The 20837-nt window shown below is 60.1% G+C and carries 19 protein-coding genes and 1 tRNA gene; 8 read left to right on the plus strand and 12 right to left on the minus strand.

The features are described 5' to 3' along the window. The first annotated feature begins 7 nt into the window (after positions 1-7). The 6 genes from alr to G359_RS11355 all read left to right on the plus strand — a co-directional run bounded on the left by alr (position 8) and on the right by G359_RS11355 (position 6202). A complete protein-coding gene (gene alr, locus G359_RS11330; protein WP_045836221.1) occupies positions 8-1150 on the plus strand; it encodes an alanine racemase in 1143 nt (380 codons plus the stop codon). Positions 1151-1154: 4 nt separating this feature from the next. Next, the gene (gene radA, locus G359_RS11335; RefSeq protein WP_045836222.1) at positions 1155-2531 is read left to right on the plus strand and encodes a DNA repair protein RadA; all 1377 of its coding nucleotides are present in this window, start codon (positions 1155-1157) and stop codon (positions 2529-2531) included. 55 nt (positions 2532-2586) lie between these two features. Beyond that, positions 2587-3222, plus strand: a complete 636-nt coding sequence (locus G359_RS11340) for a CvpA family protein (RefSeq protein WP_045836223.1) — start codon at positions 2587-2589, stop codon at positions 3220-3222. A gap of 87 nt (positions 3223-3309) precedes the next feature. After that, positions 3310-4797, plus strand: coding sequence for an amidophosphoribosyltransferase (gene purF, locus G359_RS11345; RefSeq protein WP_045836224.1), 1488 nt, complete (start codon positions 3310-3312; stop codon positions 4795-4797). Positions 4798-4827: 30 nt separating this feature from the next. Next, positions 4828-5595, plus strand: a complete 768-nt coding sequence (locus G359_RS11350) for an SDR family NAD(P)-dependent oxidoreductase (RefSeq protein ID WP_045836225.1) — start codon at positions 4828-4830, stop codon at positions 5593-5595. Between the two features lie 214 nt (positions 5596-5809). Next, complete coding sequence (locus tag G359_RS11355) at positions 5810-6202, plus strand: DUF930 domain-containing protein (RefSeq protein ID WP_045836226.1); 393 nt, start codon at positions 5810-5812, stop codon at positions 6200-6202. Between the two features lie 31 nt (positions 6203-6233). Here G359_RS11355 and G359_RS11360 read toward each other — a convergent pair whose 3' ends face one another. The 10 genes from G359_RS11360 to G359_RS11405 form a co-directional block, all read right to left on the minus strand. Continuing rightward, a complete protein-coding gene (locus G359_RS11360; RefSeq protein WP_045836227.1) occupies positions 6234-7031 on the minus strand; it encodes an MBL fold metallo-hydrolase in 798 nt (265 codons plus the stop codon). After that, a complete protein-coding gene (locus G359_RS11365) occupies positions 7028-7837 on the minus strand; it encodes a TatD family hydrolase (RefSeq protein ID WP_045836228.1) in 810 nt (269 codons plus the stop codon). The genes G359_RS11360 and G359_RS11365 overlap by 4 nt, the downstream gene beginning before the upstream one ends. 54 nt (positions 7838-7891) lie before the next feature. Further along, positions 7892-9430 (minus strand): methionine--tRNA ligase, encoded by a 1539-nt coding sequence (gene metG / locus G359_RS11370; RefSeq protein WP_045836229.1) that lies wholly within the window; start codon positions 9428-9430, stop codon positions 7892-7894. A gap of 49 nt (positions 9431-9479) precedes the next feature. Further along, a complete protein-coding gene (locus G359_RS11375) occupies positions 9480-10601 on the minus strand; it encodes a DNA polymerase III subunit delta' (protein ID WP_045836230.1) in 1122 nt (373 codons plus the stop codon). Next, a complete protein-coding gene (tmk, locus tag G359_RS11380; protein ID WP_045836231.1) occupies positions 10601-11230 on the minus strand; it encodes a dTMP kinase in 630 nt (209 codons plus the stop codon). The genes G359_RS11375 and tmk overlap by 1 nt, the downstream gene beginning before the upstream one ends. 27 nt (positions 11231-11257) lie before the next feature. After that, positions 11258-12418, minus strand: a complete 1161-nt coding sequence (locus G359_RS11385; protein WP_245279998.1) for a D-alanyl-D-alanine carboxypeptidase family protein — start codon at positions 12416-12418, stop codon at positions 11258-11260. A 133-nt stretch (positions 12419-12551) separates the two neighbouring features. Beyond that, a complete protein-coding gene (locus tag G359_RS11390; protein WP_045836233.1) occupies positions 12552-13736 on the minus strand; it encodes a septal ring lytic transglycosylase RlpA family protein in 1185 nt (394 codons plus the stop codon). Positions 13737-13990: 254 nt separating this feature from the next. Continuing rightward, entirely contained in the window at positions 13991-14500 is a 510-nt protein-coding gene (locus G359_RS11395; RefSeq protein ID WP_197077562.1) for a Spy/CpxP family protein refolding chaperone, read from the minus strand. Between the two features lie 596 nt (positions 14501-15096). Next, positions 15097-15753, minus strand: coding sequence for a response regulator (locus G359_RS11400; protein ID WP_045836234.1), 657 nt, complete (start codon positions 15751-15753; stop codon positions 15097-15099). Between the two features lie 3 nt (positions 15754-15756). Then, positions 15757-17127 (minus strand): sensor histidine kinase, encoded by a 1371-nt coding sequence (locus tag G359_RS11405; RefSeq protein ID WP_045836235.1) that lies wholly within the window; start codon positions 17125-17127, stop codon positions 15757-15759. A 220-nt stretch (positions 17128-17347) separates the two neighbouring features. On the opposite strand from G359_RS11405, the gene G359_RS11410 reads away from it, so the two are divergent. Then, a complete protein-coding gene (locus G359_RS11410; protein ID WP_045836236.1) occupies positions 17348-17815 on the plus strand; it encodes a cupin domain-containing protein in 468 nt (155 codons plus the stop codon). 266 nt (positions 17816-18081) lie between these two features. Next, a tRNA-Ser gene (locus G359_RS11415) sits at positions 18082-18171 on the plus strand. A 139-nt stretch (positions 18172-18310) separates the two neighbouring features. Here the strand turns inward: G359_RS11415 and G359_RS11420 are convergent. Together G359_RS11420 and G359_RS11425 are read right to left on the minus strand one after the other, a co-directional pair. After that, a complete protein-coding gene (locus tag G359_RS11420) occupies positions 18311-19402 on the minus strand; it encodes an ABC transporter ATP-binding protein (RefSeq protein ID WP_045836237.1) in 1092 nt (363 codons plus the stop codon). 49 nt (positions 19403-19451) lie between these two features. Beyond that, positions 19452-20768, minus strand: coding sequence for an ABC transporter substrate-binding protein (locus G359_RS11425; RefSeq protein WP_156150741.1), 1317 nt, complete (start codon positions 20766-20768; stop codon positions 19452-19454). Positions 20769-20837 lie beyond the last annotated feature (69 nt).

Genomic DNA, 20837 nt, shown 5'->3' on the forward strand with positions numbered 1-20837 from the left:
CGGCGAGATGACGGTCAACACGCGCATGCCGGAAAGCCTAGCCAGCGCGACCGGCACGATCACGGTTGACCTCGGGCAGATCGTGGCCAACTGGCGCGCGCTCGCGGCAAAGGTCGCACCCGCGCGGTGCGCAGCGGTCGTGAAGGCGGATGCTTACGGCCTCGGCGCAGAGCGTGTCATCGCGGCGCTGGCGCGAGCAGGCTGCAATGCCTTCTTCATCGCGACGCCCGAGGAGGCAGAGCTCGCGCGAAAGATGGCGCCCAATGCCGACATCTATGCGTTGGACGGACTCGTCGGAAATTCAGCCGCCGCTTTCGACCGGTTGTCCGTCAAGCCCGTTTTGTCGACACTCGATGATGTCGTTGCTTGGTCCGCACTGAGCCACGCCCGTGGCGGATTATTACCGGCCGCGCTTCACATCGATACCGGTTTGAATCGCCTTGGCCTGCCCGTGCGGGATGTTCGCCGTCTCGCGTCCGAACCCTCTATGATGCGCGGCGTAGCGCTCGAACTGATCATGAGCCACCTCGCCTCTGCCGACAATGCGCGCGATCCCAAGAACCGCGATCAGCTTCTGGCTTTCGAAACGCTCACGGCGCTCTTCCCTGGCATCCCTCGCAGCCTCGCCGCTTCTGACGGTTTGATGCTCGGACCGGCATACCACTTCGATCTCGTCAGACCGGGCTACGCGCTTTACGGAGGACAGGCTTCGCAAAGTTCGCCCGCGCCGGTTAAACCCGCTGTGACGGTGGCGGCCCGAATTCTCGCAGTCGCCGATGTCGTTCGCGGCGAGACGGTTGGTTATTCCGCGACATGGCGCGCGCAACGTCCGAGCCGCATCGCCACGATCGCCGCCGGTTATGCGGACGGCGTTCCACGCAACGCAAGCGCGCCCGACGGCCGCCCCGGAGGACACGTTCTCATCAGTGGTCATATCGCACCCATCGTCGGACGCGTTTCGATGGATCTCATCACCGTCGATGTCACCGATCTTCCCGAAGGCGCCGCGATGCCTGGCGAGTTTGCCAAGCTCATCGGCGAAGGGCTGACGATCGAGGACGCAGGCTTCGCGGCAGGCACGATCGGATACGAGATCCTGACGCGATTGGGACATCGCTTCACCCGCCTCTACCTCGACGACAACACATAGCACCATGGCAAAAGCCTCTCGATCGCTCTACGTCTGCCAGTCCTGCGGAGCGACCTCGTCGCGCTGGGCGGGAAAGTGCACGGCGTGCGGTGAATGGAATGCCCTCGTCGAGGAAACCGATGCCGGACCGCCTCCAGGCTCTGGCGTCACGCGGCAAACCAAGGGACGCATCGTCAAGCTCGAGCCACTGAAAGGCGAAGCTCAGGAGGCGCCGCGCTTTTCGAGCGGCATCGCCGAACTCGATCGCGTGACCGGAGGCGGAATCGTGCCGGGCTCCGCGATCCTGATCGGTGGCGAACCCGGCATCGGAAAATCGACGCTGTTGCTCCAGGTCGCCGCCCACGTTGCACGCAGCGGCGGCCGCGCCGTCTATTTCTCCGGCGAGGAAGCAGTCGCGCAGGTTCGTCTGCGTGCCGCTCGCCTCGGCCTCGACAGCGCGCCAGTCGGCCTCGCATCCGAAACGAATCTTTCGAACATTCTCGCCACGCTCGGCGACGAACGGCCGCCCGATCTCATCATTATCGATTCGATCCAGACGCTTTGGGCGGACACGCTCGATGCGGCCCCCGGCACCGTCAGCCAGGTGCGGGCGGCGGCGCTGTCCCTCATCCGCTATGCGAAAATGGCAGGCTCCGCCCTGCTGCTCGTCGGCCACGTCACCAAGGACGGCCAGATCGCCGGCCCCAAAGTCATCGAGCACATGGTCGACACCGTGTTGTATTTCGAAGGAGATCGCGGCCTCACATATCGCATCCTCCGCGCCGTGAAAAACCGCTTCGGGCCAAGCGACGAGATCGGCGTATTCGAGATGGTCAGCGGCGGCTTGCAGGAAGTCGCCAACCCGTCGGAGCTGTTTCTCGGAGACCGCGACAGCCGGAGCCCCGGCGCTTCGATCTTTGCCGGCGTGGAAGGCACCCGTCCCCTGCTCGTCGAAATTCAGGCGCTGGTCGCACCTTCCGGCCTCGGAACGCCCCGCCGCGCCGTCGTCGGTTGGGATAGTAACCGCCTCGCCATGCTGCTGGCGGTGCTTGATGCCCGCTGCGGAGTTTCGTTCAGCAGCCATGACGTTTATCTAAATGTGGCAGGCGGCCTCAAAATCACTGAACCGGCTGCAGATTTGGCCGCCGCCGCGGCCCTCCTGTCGTCGATTTCTGGGGTAACGCTCCCACGAGACGCCGTTTATTTCGGAGAAGTTTCCTTGTCGGGCGCCGTCCGGGCCGCAACCATGATGACCTCAAGACTGAAAGAAGCATCCAAACTGGGGTTTGGCCGCGCCTTTTTGCCCGAAAGCGGCGAGGTCGATGTACAGGGGATGAAGTTGTCGCTATCTCGCCTCTCCCATCTCAAGTCTCTTGCAGAGGCCACGACGCCATGCGACTGAATTTCCGCGCGAGTCTGAAGCGCGGGGAGCTGTCGATCAACGAGGGATTCCGGCCATGATCGGTCCATTCACCTACTTGGACCTGGCATTGATCGCCGTCGCGTTCATATCCGGTCTTCTTGCGATGTACCGGGGCTTCGCGCGCGAGCTTCTTTCCATTGTGTCGTGGATCGCCGCAGCCGGTGTCGGCTATTGGATCTTCGCGACGAAGAAGGAAATGACCGCCGATATCGCGGCGCAAACAAGCCTTCCGCCTCAAATTGCGACAGTGGCAGTGGCCGTGGTTGTCGCATTGATCGTCTTGATCATCGTGCACCTCATCACCGCACGCATATCTGATGCGATCCTCGACAGTCAGGTCGGAATGATCGACCGGGTCTTGGGCTTCATCTTCGGCGTGCTGCGCGGGTTCCTGCTCTTCGTAATTCCTTACATGGCTTACGAGGCGTTCATTTCGCCGGATAAAGAAAAGCAGCATCCCCTTGTACGTGACGCGTATTTCCGCGATTACGTTAAAGGAACGGGTGAAGCGATACGCAATGTCTTGCTGCAGGTGATCCCGCAGCCATCGACGGCGCCGCCGCCACCGTCGCCCAACGAACAGCCTGGGCAACAAGGATTTAATGACCAAAAGGGTCGTTCAGTCGCGCTGGTCATTGGTGGCAAGCGGTACTATATGACGCTCGCGTGACACAGGGCGTCGGACGTAGCAAAGCGCGTTCAGATGTTAACCGATGTATCGAGCGAGCAGGCGGCTCAATCGCGGGAGATGGTGCCTATGGCACAGCAAAACGGCGTGACCACAGTCGACGGTCTGACCTTCACTCGCTACGGCGATGATCGCCTCCGGGAAGAGTGTGGCGTCTTCGGAATCTTCGACCATCCCGATGCCGCAGCGATAACCGCGCTGGGCCTTCACGCACTCCAGCACCGCGGCCAGGAAGCAGCAGGCATCTGCTCCTACGACGGCCGCAACTTTCACTCCGAGCGCCGCATGGGCCTCGTCGGTGATAACTTTTCCAAGCCCGACGTCCTCGCCCGCCTCAAAGGCCGCATGGCCATCGGCCACGATCGCTACTCGACGACCGGCGAAGCACTGATCCGAAACGTCCAACCCCTCTTCGCAGATATCGATACAGGCGGCTTTGCCGTAGCCCACAACGGCAACCTCACGAACGCTCTGACGCTACGGCGCGAGCTCATTTCCTCCGGCGCAATCTGCCAGTCGACCTCCGATACCGAAGTCATCCTTCATCTGCTGTCGCGCTCGAAGAAGCGCCGCATCGTCGAACGTCTCGTCGACGCAATCCGTCAGATCGAAGGCTCATACGCTCTCGTATGCATGACGAACGATATGATGATCGGCGTCCGCGATCCGGTCGGCATCCGGCCTCTGGTCATCGGCCGCCTCGGCCAATCCTACGTTCTCGCTTCCGAAACCTGCGCGCTCGACATGGTCGGCGCAGAATTCGTGCGAGAGGTCGATAACGGCGAAGTCGTCGTCATCACTGACGACGGGCTCGAGAGCCACCGGCCCTTCCCGATCCGCCCGGCGCGGCCATGCATCTTCGAATACATCTATTTCGCGCGACCCGATTCCATCGTCGGCGGCCAGACCGTTTATGACATCCGCAAACGGATGGGCATTGAGCTGGCGCGTGAAACGCCGACGGGCGCCGATGTTATCGTTCCCATTCCGGACTCGGGCGTTCCCGCAGCGATCGGCTTCAGCCAGCAGAGCGGCATTCCGTTCGAACTCGGCATCATCCGAAACCACTACGTCGGCCGCACCTTCATCGAACCCGAGCAGCGCATTCGCCAGCTCGGCGTCAAGCTGAAGCATTCGGCAAATTCGGGCGTGATCCGCGGCAACCGCGTGGTCCTCATCGATGACAGCGTCGTACGCGGCACGACATCGAAAAAGATCGTGCAGCTCATCCGCGACGCGGGCGCTGCCGAAGTCCACATGCGTATTTCGTCCCCGCCCATCACCCACCCCGACTTCTACGGCATCGACACGCCTACCAAAAAGGACCTTCTCGCAGCGAACATGTCGCTCGAAGAGATGCGGGAGTTCATGGAGGCCGATAGCTTGGCGTTCCTGTCGGTGGATGGCATCTACCGCGCCATCGGTCTCGATCGCCGCGACGACCGCGCGCCGCAGTTCACGGACCATTGCTTCACCGGCGATTATCCGACGAACTTGACGGACTACGGCGGCGACGCAGTCCCGCGTCAGCTTTCCCTCCTGGCCGAAGTCGGCTGACCCGCCCACCCTTAGCTTCGTAAGTGAACCATGACCGACAGCCCCCTTTCCGGTCGCATCGCACTTGTCACGGGGGCATCGCGGGGAATCGGTCGTGCGGTCGCGCTGGGCCTCGCGAAAGCCGGCGCCCACGTCATCATAGCGGCACGCTCGGTCGGTGCACTTGAATCCCTCGATGACGAAATCCAGGCGAACGGCGGGGCAGCCACGCTCCTTCAGCTGGATCTGAAGAAGGGCGATCGAGTCGATCAGGTTGGCCCGACAATCTTCCAGCGCTGGGAGCGTCTCGACATTCTGGTGGCGAATGCCGGCATTCTCGGTCCGCTTTCGCCGCTCGGACATACGACAGACGATGGCTTCCTCTCGACGATCGAGATCAACCTCAACGCCAACTGGCGGCTGATACGGACACTCGATCCGCTTCTGAAGCGCTCCGATGCCGGCCGTGCCATTTTCCTGACCTCTGGCGCCGCGAGCGGCAAATACGCGTACTGGGGCCCGTACGCGGCGTCCAAGGCCGGACTCGAAGCCCTCGTGAAAACCTGGGCCGCAGAACTCGTGAACACGCCTGTCAGGGCAAACCTGATCAATCCCGGCGCCACGCGCACGGGTATGCGCGCCAAAGCATTTCCTGGCGAAGATCCCCAAACACTTCCGCCGCCTGAAGCACTGGTGCCCCTCTTCGTCGAACTCGCGTCTGCCGCTTGCGAACGGAACGGCGAGATCGTGAATTTCCGCGAATGGCGCGCTGAACAGGAATCGAACGTCCAATCCGTTGGGTCGTCACCGGACGTGTGAACGCATCCGCGGTCGAGCCCGCTATCGGTGATGCTTCTGCGAGTAAGTAGCGCTCGCTAAGAAACAACCCAGCAATTCATTCCCGGGCCGCAGAAGAGGCCTGCACACATCTCGCCACATTACGGACACAACCTCGCGCGCTTTGGCGAGGGCGGTCGGGGGGTCGTCTCGGAAGCGGCGGCAGCCGTGCAAGGCACTGAGGGAAATTAGCGGAATGCTTGGTACGAGAACGCTCGTGATGCTGCTCGTATGGGTGGGCGGTATACAAACAGCCGTGGCTGATGCTTCGATGGACCGGGTTCTCAAAGAGCTCGAACCCGAGGAACGCGCCCATCAGGTCTGCAACCTGCGCGGCATCGATGCCGTTCGGAAGGGAAGCCATCTGAAGGGCGTTGATCGCGTCACCACCACGATCCAGAAACCCGCAGTATTCAAAAACAACGTCGTTGTCGCCAAGAGCGCTGCGGTCCGCGCGAAAAACCATTGGTACTTTCTGGATTTCACCTGCGCCGTCAGCAGCGACCAGATGAAGGCGACGTCGTTCGACTACAAGCTCGGCAACGAAATCCCCGAAAACAAATTGGAAGACTACGGCCTCTGGAAATGAGGCAGCCTGCGATGCGAACGCGATCGCACGATCAGGTGAAAGAAATCATCATGCCGTCGTATGCGGGCTCGACGCCTTCGGGCAGCTGCCGCGCAAGCGTTTCATAATCAAGCTCGCTCGTCATGTGCGTGAGGATCGTGCGCTTCGGTTTCAGGCGCTCGGACCAGGCGATCGCCTGTTTGACGCTGAAGTGAGATTCATGACTTTGATGCCGCAAGGCATCGACGATCCAAACATCCAGCCCTTCAAGCAAAGGGATCGACTCTTTCGGGATGTCGTTGATGTCCGGCGAATACGCAAGGTTGGAAAAGCGGTAGCCGAGTGACTGCATCGATCCATGCCATTGCGGGATCGGCTGGGCGACGATCTGGCCACCCCCGCCCCCGATGACAACCGGCGATACCCCGTCGATCTCATGAGCATTGAGCATCGGCATGTACTCCGAGCCCTTCGGCGTTTCGAAACAGTAAGAGAAACGCGTCTTCAGGCTGTCGCCGGTTTCCTTGGTGAAGTAGACGTCGACGCGCCGTTTCATGGCGAATGAAACCATGCGGAGATCATCGATGCCGTGCGTGTGATCGGCATGATCGTGCGTGTAGAGAACGCCATCGAGCGCCGTCAGGCGGGTCGACAAAATCTGTTCGCGGAAATCCGGCGACGTATCGATGAGCACCGAGGTTCGGCCGCCCGATCCGGTGCGCTCAACGAGAGCCGAGCACCTCAGTCTGCGATTCTTGGGATTATTGGGATCACACGAACCCCAATTCATCCCAATCCGCGGAACGCCGCCCGATGAGCCGGAACCCAGTATCGTACACCGAAAGCTCATGCGGCTGCGGACCCGCAGGCTTCGGACGCAGGCCGCGTCGCTTTGCTGTAGAGCCTGAAGAAGTTGTCCGTCGTCGCCCGCGCAAGCTCATCGGCGGAAACGCCCTTCACTGAGGCAAGCGCCGCAGCGGTGCGAACCACATATGCCGGCTCGTTGCGCTTTCCGCGAAACGGAATGGGCGCCAGGAACGGCGCATCCGTTTCGACCAGAACCCGGTCGAGGGGCACGTCGCGTGCAATCTCACGCAACGCCTCTGAATTCTTGAATGTGATCACGCCACTGAACGAAACGTAGAGCCCGAGGTCCAGCGCACGCATCGCAAGCTCTCGTCCGCCCGTGAAGCAATGAAGCACCGCCGGGAATGCGCCCTTGGCGTGCTCTTCCTGAAGAATGGTGATCGTGTCCGCGTCAGCATCCCGCGTATGAATTTCGAGCGGAAGCCCCGTTTCACGCGCGGCTGCAATGTGCCGGCGAAACCCCTCAGCCTGCGCGACTGGCGTCGAGTGCTGATAGTGATAATCGAGCCCGGCTTCGCCAATAGCCACGACTTTCGGATGCTTCGAAAGCTCCACGATCCGCTCAAGAGGAATATCGAGTTCCTCGTGCGCGTTGTGCGGATGCGTGCCGACCGAGCAAAAGACATCGTCGAAACTTTCCGCGACGGCTTTCACATCGTCGAACTTGCGAATGCGAGTCGAGATGGTGACGAGCGTTCGAACGCCTGCCTGCTGAGCACGCGCCACGACCTGATCGAGCTCCGGTGCGAACTCGGGGAAATCGAGATGGCAATGATGATCGACAAGCATCAGATCTTTTACTCTCGAGAGGCGCGTATCAGCCGTGCGGCGCGTTGTCGTGGCTTATTCGGGCTCCACGTAACGCGGGAAGACGCCCTGCGGTTCGGGGATTTTGCTACCGGGTTTCAAACGGCCCTTTTCACCGAGACTTGCAAAACTGCGGTCCTCAGCTGAAACGGCGAGAAGATCGAGCAGCTTCGCGGCGCTTTCCGGCATCACCGGCTGAACGAGAATAGCGAACTGCCGAACGATCTCGGCGGTGACATAAAGGATCGTCGCCATGCGCGCCGGATCCGTCTTCTTTTTCGCCCAGGGCTCTTCAGCTGCGAAATAGCGGTTGGCGTCGGCGATCACGTTCCATACGGCATCGAGGTATTTGGTGACGGCCTGCCGGTCCATCTCGGCGCGCGCGATGACGTAAAGACTATCCGTCGCCGACAGGATGGCCTGATCCGCTTCGCTCAGCTGACCCGGCACCGGAATAGCGCCCTCGCAGTTCTTGAAGATCATCGACAGCGAGCGCTGCGCAAGATTTCCAAGGTTGTTGGCAAGATCGGCGTTGATGCGATTGACGATCACTTCCGACGAATAGTTTCCGTCCTGTCCGAACGCCACTTCGCGCAGGAAGAAATAGCGCACGGCGTCCCGGCCGTAGGCTTTCACCAGATCGAACGGATCGACGACATTGCCGACCGACTTCGACATCTTCTCACCACGGTTGAACAAGAAGCCGTGTGCGAAGATGCGCTTCGGAAGCTCGATGCCGGCGGACATCAGGAAGGCTGGCCAGTAGACGCCGTGAAACCGCACGATGTCCTTGCCGATGACGTGAACGTCGGCAGGCCAATACTTCCACTTCGCGCCGTTCGTATCGGGGTAGCCCGCAGCCGTGATGTAGTTCGTCAACGCATCGACCCACACGTACATCACGTGTTTGTCGTCGCCCGGAACAGGCACGCCCCACTTGAGCGTCGAACGCGAAATCGAAAGATCCTTGAGCCCGGATTTGACGAAGCTCGCCACTTCGTTCCGACGCTCGACCGGACCGACGAAGTCCGGATTGCTGTCATAAAGCGCGAGCAATTTGTCCTGATAAGCCGACAGACGGAAGAAGTAACTCTCTTCCTCGTTCCATTCGACCGGCGATCCGAGCGGCTCGCGGCGCACGCCATCCTCGCCGACGGTCGTCTCCTTCTCGTCGAAGTAGGCTTCCTGCCTGACCGAATACCAGCCGCCGTAACGCGCGAGATAAATATCGCCGTTCGCGGCCATCCGTTCCCAGATGGCTTGGCAAGCCGCGTAATGACGGGGTTCAGTCGTGCGGATGAATTCGTCATTCGAGCCGCCGAGCACTTCGATCATCGAGCGGAAGATCGCCGAATTCCGGTCCGCGAGCTCCTTTGTCGGGATACCTTCCTTCTCGGCGGTCTGCTGCATCTTGAGGCCGTGCTCGTCCGTCCCTGAGAGAAAGAACACGTCCTTCCCATCAAGGCGAGCAAAGCGCGCCAGCGTATCGCTCGCGATCACCGTATAGGCATGACCAATATGCGGCTTGCCGTTCGGGTAAAAAATCGGCGTCGTGATGTAAAATTTTTCCGCCACTCTCGGTATCTTTCGTTTTCGCCTATCGCAGGATGCGATCGCGCTCGCTTCAACCGCGGCTCGCGGCCTCAAGGCGCGCGAAAGTTCCGAGGATGAGCGATTTGCGATCAAGGTTGAGGGAAACGACATCAGCCTTGTCGCGGGCCAGTGTTTCCCATAGCTCGGCAAAAGTGGCAAGGCGGCCCTCGCCAATAAGCCGCTTTGCGAGCTGAACCTCGCGTTCCGGCCCCTGCCCCGTGGCCGCAGCCGAAATCAAGCGCGCCAGGGTCGTCTGCAGGAGATCCATGAAGAGCTGAAACTTACGGTCCTGTGCGGCCGGTTGCAGCTCGTCCGAAAGTGCATGGACCGTCCTCAGATCCAGCCGCGGAAGGCTCGAAAGCACCTGGTCGATACGGGACTGAAGCGCAAGACCGCCCCCACCGAGCAGAACGAGCGCTCGACCCACGCTTCCCTCTGCGAGAGGCGCGAGCGTTTCCCACTCATGCGCCTCCGGAACGGCTTTGCCGGCCACTGTCAGCGCCTGAGCCGCCGCTCGCTTCAGATCGCTCTCAGGCAGCGGCCCCATTTGGATCGTCCGGCAGCGCGACCGGATCGTCGCGAGCAGCCGGCCCGGCGCGGACGTCATCAAGAGAAAAATCGTCCGCTGCGGCGGCTCTTCGAGCGACTTCAGAAGCGCGTTCGCCGCGTTCTGATTGAGTTCGTCCGCCGTATCGACGATGACGACGCGACGTCCCTGCCCGGTGGCGCTGTGCGCAAGAAAGTTTTTGACCTTGCGGACTTCGTCGATCGGGATGCTCTGCGGAAACCGCTTCGTCTTCTGATCATAGGGACGCCTGATGATCATCAACGACGGATGCGATAGGGCACGTACCTGCCGGTCCGTCCGCGAGTCGGGCTCTATGGCGAGACCTTGGCCGAACAGATCCCGCTCCTCGGGCTCCGCAAGGGCTGCACGCGCGACTTGATAAGCGAGTGTCGCCTTGCCAACGCCCGCCGGCCCCGAAAGGAGCCACGCATGATGCATGCGCCCACCGGCCAGCGCTTCCGCGAAAATCGATTGCGCGCCTTCTTGACCATAGAGCGCCCGCGTCTCTCTTGGATGGGGAAAGTCGTCCAGCCGATCGGCTTCCGGAAGAACCTCGGCGTCTGCGACGAGCGGCGCCCGCGCCATCAATTGGCCTCGGCAAGAAGGTGCGCTGAGACCGCCTGCCAAACGGCTGTCTCGACACTCGATACCGACAGACTGGCATCGATTAGCACACAGCGTAATGGCTCCGCGTCGGCGATCTCGAGAAAGCCTTGGCGCAGAGCCTCGTGCGTTTCGATACGCTCAGCGTCGTAGCGCGAAAGTGTGCCGCGAAGCTGCGCCCGCTCGACACCCGCGCTCGCCGGAAGATCGAGGATCAACGTCAGATCGGGATAATCCGGCGCGACCGTGTATCGCTCGAGCTGGGCGATGAACTCGGGCTCGAGACCATAAAGTTTGCCCTGATAGACGCGCGTGGAATCCATGAAGCGGTCCGAGATGACCCAGGTTCCCTCGTCGAGCGCAGGGCGAATGACGGACGTCACATGCTCGGCTCTCGCCGCAGCGAACAGCAGCAGCTCCGTCACGGGATCGGTCGGGCGATCCCTCATGATGAGTTCGCGCACGTCCTCGCCGACCGGCGTGCCGCCCGGTTCGCGCGTGACGACGACGGAGATACCGGCGCGCTCCAGCCGCTCGGCCAGACGCTTCGCCTGGGTCGACTTTCCAGCCGCTTCCCCGCCCTCGAATGTAATAAATTTTCCGCGTTTCATGGCTCGCCTCTATTGCCGGGGCGTAATCTAGAGCGCCAAGCGGCGCAAGGCCATCAGAACAAGCGAATCGACGCCTTTCCGCACGATGCCGCCATTGACCACGTCTTCTGTCGCGTAGAGGGGCACTTCGACCGACGCGCTACTGGAACTTGTAATTTTAAGTATCGCGACCTGGTCGCCCTTCTTCACCGGCGGCTTCAATGGCGCCTTATAGACGATTTCCGCAGAGAGTTTTTGCGCGGCCGGATATTTCGGCATCGTAAACATCACATCGCCTTTCGGCGCGAGCGGCACATACCAAGTCTTTCCACCCCACACCCGCGCCTTGCCGACGATCTCGCCATCTTCGAAGACCTTGACCGCGCTGAATGACCGGAAACCCCAATCGAGAAGCTTGGCAGCTTCATCCTTCCGCTGGTCTGCCTTTTCGAGGCCGCTGACGACGACGATCAAGCGCTTGCCATCCTGCACCGCGGACCCGACGAGGCCGTAGCGAGCGATAGCCGTGTGGCCGGTCTTCAACCCATCCGCACCGATATTCAAAAACAGCAGCGGATTGCGATTGATGAACTTGTGATTGCGATACAGAAATTCCTTCTGCCCGAAGACAGGGTAGAGATCGGGATATTCGTTGATGAGGTAGCGCGCCAGAATGGCAAGTTCGCGCGCCGTCATCAGATGGTTCGGAGCCTCCAGCCCCGTCGCGTTGGCGAACGTCGACTTGGCGAGACCGATGCGGCGCGCCTCGTCAGTCATCATGCGGGCAAAGGCTGCTTCGGACCCCGCCATCCCTTCAGCGACACACATGGCGGCATCATTGCCCGACTGGATAGCGATGCCTTGAATGAGTTCATCAACGGTCGCCTTGGTGTTCACCGGCACCATCATTGCCGACGTGCCAGATGGCGCGCCGCCATTACGCCACGCATTGACGCTCATGACGAATTCGTCGGTCTTGTTGATGCGGCCTTCCTTGATCGCGCGGAATAGAACGGCAAGCGTCATCAGCTTGCTCATGCTGGCGGGCGGCGCCAGCTCGTCGGCATTCTGCTGGAATAAGATCGCGCCGGTTTCCGCATCCATGAGGACGGCGCGCGGCGCCTTCGTCGCGAAAGCGGATTCTGCCGCGTTGGCAGGGACCCACGGTGCCAAAAGCGACATCACGATCGCCACAACGGCGAACCACATGCTGCGAGTTCTCAACATCGATCCGACCACGCTCGCCCAGCGCCGCCTTCAACAGCAGCGCCCTCCCTCATGAAGATAGGAGTATCCGGTCCGATCGTGACATGGTCAACGCCGGGTTAACGGCGGTTGGGTCTTAATCGGTGACGACCGCAGTATTGGCCACGCCATATGTCGCAATTCGGACCTGCGCGCGCGATGCATCGGCCTGAGAAAACGGCCCGACCCGCACCCGGTAGACTTGCGACGCGCCTCCGACTTGTAGTGGCGCCACTTCGACGGGTCCGAGTGATCCAAGTTCGCGCCGCAATCTCTCGGCGTTCGAGCGATCCCGGAAAATGCCAACCTGAACGTACGCCCTGCCCGCGCTCATGCGGCTCGTATCCATCCGGCCAGAGTACATTTGGCCGGAATCGCTCGAGGCCGCCGCGAACCGCTGCGGCACAAAGGGTTCCGGCGGCGCAGAAAGCGCCATGCGCCCGCTTCCCGTTTGTGGTTCCGCATAGCTTGCGGTCTGCACGAACGGGCGATCTTGGCGCTCCGCCGCTGGCCGCCGAACGCTTTTTCCTGCAAGCGCCGCCCGGTACGTCGTTGGCGACCAGCGGTCCGACGAATCGGCTGGCAACCCCATGGCCCTCGTCTCGGCGGAAGCATATTCGCGTTGAGGCTCCATCGGAGCCCACTGATCCCGACGCTGGCCACCCTCTTGAGACGCCAAATACTGTTTTTCGCGGGTATCGTCGCCGTTGAGCGGCGCCAAACCGGCAAAACGAACCCGTACGCGAGCCCGCCCCTTATCGAGGTATCCGAGATGCTTCGCCGCCGCGTACGACATATCGATGAGCCGGTCGTTCACGTAAGGCCCGCGATCGTTGACGCGGACCAGCACGGTCTTCCCGTTCTCGAGATTGGTGACGTAGGCGTAACACGGTAGCGGCAGCGTCGGATGCGCCGCGGTCAGGGCCTTGGCGTCGAAGACTTCGCCATTCGCGGTCTTGCGGCCATGGAAATCAGCGCCGTACCACGACGCTACGCCGTATTCTTGATAATTGGGATCTTCGCGGGGCACATACCAACGCCCAGCCACCTTGTATGGCGAACCAAGTTTAAAGTGTCCGCCACCCTTGGGTACGTAATCGGAAGAAGCCACCCGCGGGCTGCTTTTGACGCCGTATTCGTCTTCCGAGAAGACGGAGCGCGAGACGCCTGTGAGCGAACCCGGCGACGGGTTGCTCGATGAGCAGGCAGTTGTAAGGGCAGCCGCACTCACAGCGACCACCAGCCGGCACGCCGCCAACGCGCCGAATACACGCCTCTCCATTACGCAAACTCACTTGATACGCTACGCCCGCCCAAGCGCACCCTCGCGGCCTATCAAGCACGCAAAGGTAGGCCGAAGCTTGCCGGAATGATGTCAAATGCGGCTTAGGATCAGGTTAAGCGCTCAGGCACCGCACGCCCCAGCAGGCGGTTCATTGCGGCTCCGGCGATCATTGTTGGCCCGTTGCTCCTCATAAGTCGGCCCGGAAAGCCGGAAATCTTTTTGCGACCGGCTTTCCGTTCCGCGAGGCGGTCTTATTCACGCCCCATGCCGGACTCACCTGTACCGGCGCCCATCATGGCTCCGCCACCTTCTTCTTCCATCTGGTCGCGCCGGGCTTCCACGCCTTCCTTCATCCTATGAAGGACGAGGACGCCGAGCACGCGCATCCGCCGCTTCTGAGCGTCGTCCATGGTCGAATAAAGGGGCTGCCATGCGTCAGCGAGCTTTTTGAGCTCGGTGCCACGAGCGATGAGATTATCAGCTCGATTTTGCAAGACCTGCACGAAGTTCCGGTCAAATTGACCGTCTTCCATGCGAGACATCATGTTCTCAATTCTTTCGCGGCGTCCTTCCGCCCGTGCACGGATCGCGTCCTCGACTGCTGGCCAGTACTGCATTTGATCGGGCCTTAGCTGCAAGGCAGTCCTCACAATATCGATCCGATTAGTGGTGACGTCATCCCTGCCTTGGGTTTGCCCTCTTTGCATCCCTTGCATTCCCTGCATCCGTTGCATCGGCTGCATGCCCTGCATCTCTTGCATTGGCATCCCTTGCATTGGCTGGGCTGTTTGCGCGATGGCGAGTGATGGAGCGGCAGTTAGGAATGCCGCAAAGCCGTACGCAATACATCTCGACATGTTGAACTCCTGTTTCTATCGCGATTGTTAGAAGCTACGGATAAGCCGGCTGCAGGTTGGCCGATGCGTCGTCTTTATGGATCGATATCGAAGTTTGGAGTCTTGTCTCCGGCGAGGTGCCGATAGCAGTGTTTATGATCGCAGAGCTGTTTCTCTAATGTCTGTCGCGCTCACGGAAGACAACCAAGCGTCATCATCCGTTTTCACTGCGTGACGTTGGGGGGCTGCCCAAAATAGTGGAACGGGCAGTCATTCCCATCAGACCTGCGTCTTATCATCAGGCCAATGCATCGCTGCATAATATCCAACATGCCATCTCCCGGGTCAAATTACGATGACCGCCCATTTCGGAGATGAGGAATTTTGTGAATGGCGAGAGCTGTAGGTTCATCGCAAACAAGCATAATAGTTTGGGTAATGTCTAAAAATGTTCTCCTCTACGTCTCAAACGCCAACACTCTTTCAATCCATCTTCACGGTGCGGCTCGCCAACACCCAACCTAAACGCCCCCAGGCTCTGCGAGGGAAGCAACCAGACCCCGTCGCATGCAGAGATAGACGAGCTCAATGTCGGACCGAACGCCGAGCTTGGATTTGATTTGGTAGTGGTAGTTCGCGACGGTCTTCGGACTGAGGTTGAAGGCCGCCGCAATTTCGTCGGCCGATTTGGCGTCCAAGATCATACGAAGGATTTCGAATTCCCGCGGCGAAAGCTGATCCACAACGGACACTTCCTCGCAGAGCGTGTTTTTGGCGATGGCTTGATTGATCTCAGCGCAAAGTGCCGGGCGTCCAGCGAAGACTTCGCGGATTGCGCTCACCAATACGTCTGGCGGACTGCTTTTTGTAACGTATCCTCGCGCCCCGGCGCGAAAGGCCTGCTGCGCATAGCTCGCGCTGGCATGCATCGTGAAAATCAGCACGCGAGCAGCGGAATCCAATTGCCGTATCTGCCGAACGAGATCGATCCCTCCCCGCCCGGGCATTGAAATATCGATGACGGCGACGTCCGGACTGCTTTTCTTGAACGCCTCATAGCCCGATGCGGCGTCATACGCTTCGGCGATGATCTCGATGCCTTGATGCTTCTCGATCAGCCTCCGATAGCCCTCGCGGACAACGGCATGATCATCGACCAGAAGGACTCGGATGACCATGTCTCAGGCTTCCCTCTGCGCGGTCGGGAATTCTACGTGCAGCCCGAAGCCGCCGCTGGGAAGTGGTCCAGCGGCAAACTTTCCACTGAGAGCCACCACGCGTTCGCGCATGCCGATCAGGCCCCATCCCGTCGCAAGCGAGACTCTGTCGTCGCTCGGCGAACCCGCTCCGTCATCGACGACCGAAAGCCTGACGCGTTCCTGCTCCGCATCGGCAAGCTGGTTTAACAGCACCGTTACATTGCGCGCATTGGCATGCTTCGACGCGTTGGTCAGGGCTTCCTGAATGATCCGGTAGACGTGAGCGCTGGTCTCGGCGCGTAGCTGCTCAACATCGCCAGTCGTTTCGAACGAAAATCTCGTGACTCCGTGGGCGATCTTGTTGTGCTGATCGATCAGCTCTTTGAGGCTTTGTATCAAACCCAGGTCGTCTATCTCCTGTGGTCTGAGGTAAGTGAGTGTCCGGCGCAACGATCTCATTGAGCCGGAAGCCATGTCTTCGAGCTGCCTCGCCTCGCCGACAAGTCCCGGTGCATCGCGTTGCGCGCCGGTACGAATGGATGCAGCAAGAGCGTTGAGCGCGGCAAGCTTCTGGCCAATCTCATCGTGAAGCTCGCGCGCGATATGGCGTCGCTCCTGCTCTTGGCTGTCCACAAGCCGACGCGCAAGCTCGGCCCGCTCTGATGTCACTTTGCCGAGTTCGTCCGTCAACGCATTGAAGACTTCGCTGATACGATTGAACTCGGCCAAACGGAACGCCGGCAAGCGGCACGCAAGGTCCCCGGTTGCTAAACGATTCAACCCTGAAAGGATTTCCTTTGCTGGCAGAAGCGCTCGAGCGACGACGAGATATGTGACAAGACACAGCGTTGCGATCAGCACAGCCGATAAAAGCAGAAGCGGCGCGATCGTAGCCCACGCTTGCCCGGCTGTTGCGGCAGGGTCGAGAGACGCGGCCACCGTGCCATGCGATGCGCCTCGATAGGAAATCGGCCTGACAGCATCCAGACTCGGGCTGATGAATAACCGGTAGGCCTCGAAGAACCACGCTGGTGTCCTGATGGATGCGGTGTTCATGCCGCCACAGCTCGAACGCTGTGTCGTCCCATCGTCACCTCGCAATTCGACGCATTGGCCCGGCCGCAACGAGTACGTGGTGATGATGTCCCAATCCGGAAACCGCTTCGCAATGTCCGTCGACCTATCAATGCGCGATAGCTGTAGCTCGAGTTGGCGAGCGACGAGTTCAGCAAGCTCCGTGTTCTGCTGCCTTGCCGCTCGCGCGGTCTCGTAAAGGACGAATGCCGACCCGGCGAGGAAGCACGCGAGCGCCACCAGCGTGATCCGTCGAACCAAGAGCCACTTAAGATCCATGACGCCACCTCACTGCCGCCAAGCTAGAAGGCGCCGCCAAAGCTGTGAAGAGGCACAGCCGATGGCCAGGAAATTTGCCCAACGATCCTCGTGTGAACCGCCCTGTCGCGCCGGCAGGGCGCTTCGTACTTTCCTGGCGAACGCTGAGCATTCCCCCCCGTGATTACGGCAGGCTTCATAACGCCTCTGACGAAAATCCCGCCAGCAATGGAGTGAACGAATGATATCAAAAGCTCTGATGGCCGCCGCGTTGATCGCGTTTACAAGTTCTGCGTTCGCGGAGGAGGCCACGCATCATGCAAAGGAATTGACCCCCGCCGACGTGAAGTTTGAAGACAACGCAGCGTTTCCGAAAGGCATCCGAACCGTGGTTCTTTACGGCGATCCGTCGAAGCCCGGATTGTTCATCCTACGGGTCAAGCTTCCGCCCCATTCGGTCATCGCGCCTCACACCCATCCAGTTTTCGAATCTGTTTCGATCATCACCGGCGCCATGGGCAGCGGCATGGGTGAGAAGGTCGACAAGTCGAAAGGGAAGGTACTCGAGGCCGGGGCCTTGCTCCTCCTGCCTGCCAACCATGCCCACTATGTGTGGTCTGAAGACCAGGAAACGATCCTTCAGGTCGCGGCCATCGGCCCGTTCGACCTGACCTACATCAATCCGAAAGACGATCCCCGAAAGAAATAGATGAGGCCCCGATAGGGCAGTTCACACGCGCGTCGTAACGGCCGCGGGCCTAGCGCTTGGCTGCTCCCAGCGTGAACCCCCGTCACTGCCTGCTCCGGAATCTTTAAAATGCAGCAAGACGCCGCTGACCGCTCGCAAAGCCTTGTCGGCGAACTCGTTAGCAAGTAAACGGTCGCATTCGGCCAAAACGCCGGACCCTTAGGGCGCCGGCGATCACTATTGGTTCGGCATGCAAATCGGACGTCATTGATCTCGCATGTTTCTTTGGAAGGGTGGCCGAGTGGTTTAAGGCACCGGTCTTGAAAACCGGCGTGGGCGCAAGTCCACCGTGGGTTCGAATCCCACCCCTTCCGCCAGAGGCCCGAACATTCCAGGAGCAGCCGAACGCGTGGCGCCCCCCGGTCGCGTCTATCGGCAGATATTCGTTGTAAAAAAAAAACGGGCCGAAAGCCCGTTATGTTTCTCCTACCTGCCGAGACTTCCAGCAACCCTAAATCACACTGGCCTCTGCCCACTCATCCGCGCACCGGCCTCAGCATCGAACATGGATATGCTGGAAGCAGGCGCGAACAGCGAGATGACGCTCCCCGGCTCCGGCATCGGCTCCCGCCAAGCCGTGACAGCGACCAAGCGGACCTTTCCTCCGACCGTTTCCAAATCGACAAGAAGCGATGCGCCGAGCGGCTGCAGGGCGACAACGGTCGCCGGAAAGCGAATGCCCTCACCATCCGAGGCTTCCAGTCGGATATCCTCCGGACGGCAGCCAAGAACGAATTTGGGACTAGTCGGCAACACGCAGCCGGCGCTGACGTCTGCCAGCGCACCGCCAACGGTTATGCCCGCGCCGTCACGTTTCAGGTCCAGGAGATTCATGCCCGGACTGCCGATGAAACGGGCGACAAAGGTGTTGGCAGGCGTCTTATAAACTTCGCGCGCCGTGCCGATCTGCTGGATCACGCCTTTGCGCATAATGACGATGCGCTGGGCCATCGTCATGGCCTCGACCTGATCATGGGTCACATAGATCACAGTCTTCTTCTGCTGTTCGTGGAAACGGATCAGCTCGGACCGCATTTCCTCGCGCATGCTCGCGTCGAGGTTCGACAGCGGCTCATCGAACAGGAAGACGTCCGGCTCTCGCACCATCGCCCGGCCAAGCGCCACACGCTGGCGCTGTCCGCCGGAGAGTTGCCTGGGCTTGCGATCGAGGAGGTCCGCGAGCCCGAGCAAACCGCTTACCCGCGCCACCTGCCGCTCGCGCTCGACCTTGGGCATTCCTTTGACCCGCAGAGGAAAGGCCAAATTTTCCCCGACCGTCAAATGCGGGTAAAGAGCATAGCTCTGGAAGACCATCGCGATGTCGCGCTCGCTGGGACGCAAGCTCGTCACCGCGCGATCACCGATGAAAATTTCGCCGTGACTTGGATCCTCCAGTCCGGCGACCATGCGCAACAGCGTGGTCTTGCCGCAACCGGAGGGACCGAGAAGGACAGTGAATTCGCCGCTGCGAATCACAAGATCCAGCTCTGGAATAACATCCGTCGCACCAAAGCTTTTGGATACGCGGCGTAGAGAAACGTCGGCCATTAAAGTCTCACTGATGGTGGAGTGGGCCGGCATGAAGCCGGCCCTTTCATTACTTCTGATAACCGAGCGACTTCATCAGCTCGTCGAGATTTTTGTTGGCCGTGGTGATGGCTTCGCCGGACGAGGATTTTCCGACCCAAGCAGCAAACACTTGGTCGTAAACGGTCCGCTGCATCTCCACATACTCAGCAAGACCAGACGTCAGCGGCACAAGCACTTCGGTATCTTTGACCGGTTTCAGGAACGGAAATTTCTTCAGCCATTTATCCGTGTTGTAGATGTCGGCGCGATAGGCCCCTGAGGCACCGGCCTCAAGCATGATGTCTTGGCCTTCGGCACTCGTGACGAACGCGATGAACTGATAGGAAGCGTCCGGCTTCGGCGCATTGGCTGCAATGGCGATCTGGTAGCCGCCGATATAATCGGTCCGCTTTCCGTCGAGAGTCTCACGCGGAGGCAGCGCATAGGCGACCTTGCCGAGAACCTTGCTGGTTTCTGGATTTTCGATATCGGGGAAGAATCCGAACCAGTTGATGTACATTGCAGCGTTGCCCTGCATGTACGCATTGGTGGCTTCGGCGTAGCCCATCTCGTTGGCGCCAGGCGCAGTGAAAGGCCTGATTTCGAGATAGCGATCCAGCGCCTTCTTGCCGTTGCCGTCGTTCTCCAGCATCGGCTTGAAATTCTTGTCCCAGACGAACTGAGTGGAATTCGGCGGCATCGGAAGACTTGCGAGACGAACGGTCCATTCGGAATACCCGCCATCCTGCTCGCCCGGCATGCTCACGACGCCGTAGACGTTGTTGGTGGGATCGTTCAGCTTCTCTGCATAGGACTTGAATTCATCCCACGTCTTCGGCGGCTCCTTCAGGCCGGCCTTCTCGAAAAGATCGGTGCGGTATCCCATCACTTCAATGAAGAAATCGACGGGCGCAGCCCAACGCTTGCCGTCAATGACGTCGTAGGCATCCGCAATGCCCGGCAAGAAAGCGTTCCACTCGACTTTCTCTTTGGCTTTCTCCTCGAGGGGCTCGAACGGCTGAACCCACTTGTTCTTCACGAAAATTGGCAGCCAGATGCAGTCCAACACCATCATGTCGTATTCGTCGGACCCAGCGGTACCGAGCAAAACTTCTTTGTTGTAGGCATCCGAGTAAGGGAACTGGTCGACGGTGACTTTGATACCGGTCTTGGTTTCGAAAACCTTCGCAGCCGCCTTGAGGCCGAGACCGTAGGGCTCGCCAGTGGCAATGATCCTGAGCTCTTCCGCTTTCGCGACAGAAAGCGTTCCGCCAAGAGCTGCAGCCAGCACCGAGCTTCCCAACAGCACCGCGCCAGCATGCTTCGCCAAATTCCTAGAGCTCATCCCATCACCCCTTTTCAGGCCTGCACTTTCGTGACAGTAAAAGGAAATGATCACAAAACGCAAATGATA

Origin of the sequence: Hyphomicrobium sp. 99 (assembly GCF_000384335.2) — a bacterium.
Classification (GTDB): domain Bacteria; phylum Pseudomonadota; class Alphaproteobacteria; order Rhizobiales; family Hyphomicrobiaceae; genus Hyphomicrobium_B.